Origin of the sequence: Streptococcus oralis (genome assembly GCF_001578945.1) — a bacterium.
Lineage (GTDB): Bacteria > Bacillota > Bacilli > Lactobacillales > Streptococcaceae > Streptococcus > Streptococcus oralis_Q.
The window spans coordinates 24,537-27,130 of record NZ_KQ969556.1 but is presented as its reverse complement, the minus strand read 5'-3'; the positions used below and the strand labels follow the sequence as shown (position 1 = coordinate 27,130).

The 2,594-nt window shown below is 43.1% G+C and carries 2 protein-coding genes; one reads left to right on the top strand and one right to left on the bottom strand.

The window, feature by feature from the left end; translation table 11 throughout:
• On the bottom strand, nt 1-404 hold a 404-nt coding region (locus SORDD16_RS09015), incomplete at its 3' end, for a metal ABC transporter ATP-binding protein (RefSeq protein ID WP_128973499.1).
• A 178-nt stretch (nt 405-582) separates the two neighbouring features.
• Here SORDD16_RS09015 and SORDD16_RS09010 point away from each other — a divergent pair.
• Nucleotides 583-2,475 carry a M13 family metallopeptidase gene (locus SORDD16_RS09010; protein ID WP_061453186.1) on the top strand — a complete coding sequence of 631 codons (1,893 nt, stop codon included), beginning with the start codon at nt 583-585 and terminating at the stop codon, nt 2,473-2,475.
• Nucleotides 2,476-2,594: the final 119 nt, after the last annotated feature.

Sequence of the window (2,594 nt, the reverse complement as noted above, 5' to 3'; positions counted from 1 at the left end):
GAGAGCTGACTAATCTGACGGTCTGCATAGTCCGTTAATCCAACGATTTCAAGGGCTTGGTTCACTTTTTCCCAATCTTTAGCTGTTAGCTTTTTAAAGAGGGGAATGGACGGATAGAGCCCAAGTGAGACACATTCCTTGACCTTGATCGGGAAGTTGTAGTCAATGTTAATCTTTTGCTCGACATAGGCCACCTGATGCAAGGACTGCTTGATTTCTTTTCCATCTAAAAAAGCCTGACCTTGATGCGGGATAATGCCCAGCATTGCTTTTAGTAAAGTGGATTTTCCAGCACCATTGGGACCAATAATACCAGTGATGGTAGGCCCCTCCAGCTTGAGAGAAATATCCTTTAGTGCCAACGTTTCTTGATAGGAGACACTGAGATGGTTGATACGTATCATTTGCTTTCGTTCCTCCTGTTTTTAATATACCTTAAAAAATAAATTAAGTCAAGTTAATTTTTGAAAAATTTAATAAAATAACAATAAAATGAAAGATACAAGACATTTATTTTTGATTGCATTCCCTAGATTTTTTTGCTAAGCTAAGAATAAGTGAAAATATGAAAGAGAGAACAAGATGACACGTTATCAAGACGATTTTTATGACGCAATCAATGGCGAATGGGAAAAAACAGCTGTGATTCCAGCTGACAAATCTCGAACAGGTGGTTTTATTGACCTTGATGAGGAAATTGAAGAGTTGATGCTGGCGACTACGGACAAGTGGTTGGCAGGTGAGGATGTCCCAGAGGATGCTATCCTCGCAAACTTTGTCAAGTACCATCGCATGGTACGTGATTTTGACAAGAGAGAAGCAGATGGGATCAAGCCTATCCTTCCTCTACTCAAGGAATACCAAGATTTGGAGAGCTTTGCAGATTTCACTAGCAAACTGGCAGAGTTTGAAATGGCTGGTAAGCCAAATTTTCTTCCTTTTGGTGTTTCACCAGACTTTATGGATGCCAGAACCAATGTTCTCTGGGCAAGTGCACCAGGGACTATCTTGCCAGATACAACTTACTACGCTGAAGACCATCCTCAGCGTGAGGAGCTCTTGACTCTTTGGAAGGAAAGTACAACGAATCTACTCAAAGCCTATGATTTTTCAGATGAGGAAATCGCAGACTTACTTGAGAAACGATTGGAATTGGACCGTCGCATTGCGGCTGTGGTGCTTTCTAACGAAGAAAGTTCAGAATATGCCAAACTCTACCATCCATACGCTTATGAAGATTTCAAGAAATTTGCCCCTGCACTCCCTTTGGATGATTTCTTCCAAGCAGTGATTGGACAAACGCCAGATAAGGTTATCGTAGATGAGGAACGTTTCTGGCAAGCAGCAGAGCAATTTTATAGTGAAGAAGCGTGGCCTCTACTTAAAGCAACTTTGATTTTGGGTGTGGTCAATCTCTCAACAAGCTATCTCACAGATGAGATTCGTATCTTGTCAGGTGCTTATGGTCGTGCCCTTTCAGGTGTTCCAGAAGCTCAGGACAAGGTCAAGGCAGCTTATCACTTGGCCCAAGGCCCTTTTAAGCAGGCTCTTGGTCTCTGGTATGCGCATGAAAAATTCTCCCCAGAAGCAAAGGCAGACGTAGAGAAAAAAGTAGCGACTATGATTGACGTTTATAAGGAACGCTTGGCTAAGAACGACTGGCTCACGCCTGAAACACGTGATAAGGCCATTGCCAAACTCAATGTCATCAAGCCTTATATCGGTTATCCAGAAGAATTGCCAGAACGCTACAAGGACAAAGTAGTGGATGAAACTGCCAGTCTCTTTGAGAATGCCCTAGCCTTTGCGCGTGTGGAAATCAAGCACAGCTGGAGCAAGTGGAACCAACCGGTTGACTATAAGGAATGGGGGATGCCAGCTCATATGGTCAATGCCTACTACAATCCTCAGAAGAACTTGATTGTCTTCCCAGCTGCTATTTTACAGGCTCCATTCTATGATTTGCATCAGTCGTCTTCTGCTAACTACGGTGGGATTGGTGCGGTTATTGCCCATGAAATTTCCCACGCCTTTGATACTAACGGAGCTTCCTTTGATGAAAATGGTAGTCTCAAGGATTGGTGGACAGAGAGTGACTATGCAGCCTTTAAAGAAAAAACGCAGAAAGTCATTGACCAGTTTGATGGGCAAGAATCTTACGGCGCAACGATTAACGGGAAACTAACCGTATCAGAAAATGTTGCCGACTTGGGAGGAATTGCTGCAGCCCTTGAAGCAGCCAAGAGAGAACCAGATTTCTCAGCAGAAGAATTCTTCCACAACTTTGCTCGTATCTGGCGCATGAAAGGCCGTCCAGAATTGATGAAACTCATGGCCAGTGTCGATGTGCACGCGCCAGCCAAGCTCCGTGTCAATGTCCAAGTACCAAACTTCGATGACTTCTTTACAACTTACGATGTCAAAGAAGGTGACGGTATGTGGCGTTCACCAGAGGACCGTGTGATTATTTGGTAAGACAAAGAGTCTGGGACAAAAGTCTAACCTTAAATATAAAAAGCGAACAAAACGAGTTATCTGACATTCAGAATTCGGTCTTGTTCGCTTTTTTGTCTAATCTATCGATTTTAAAAATT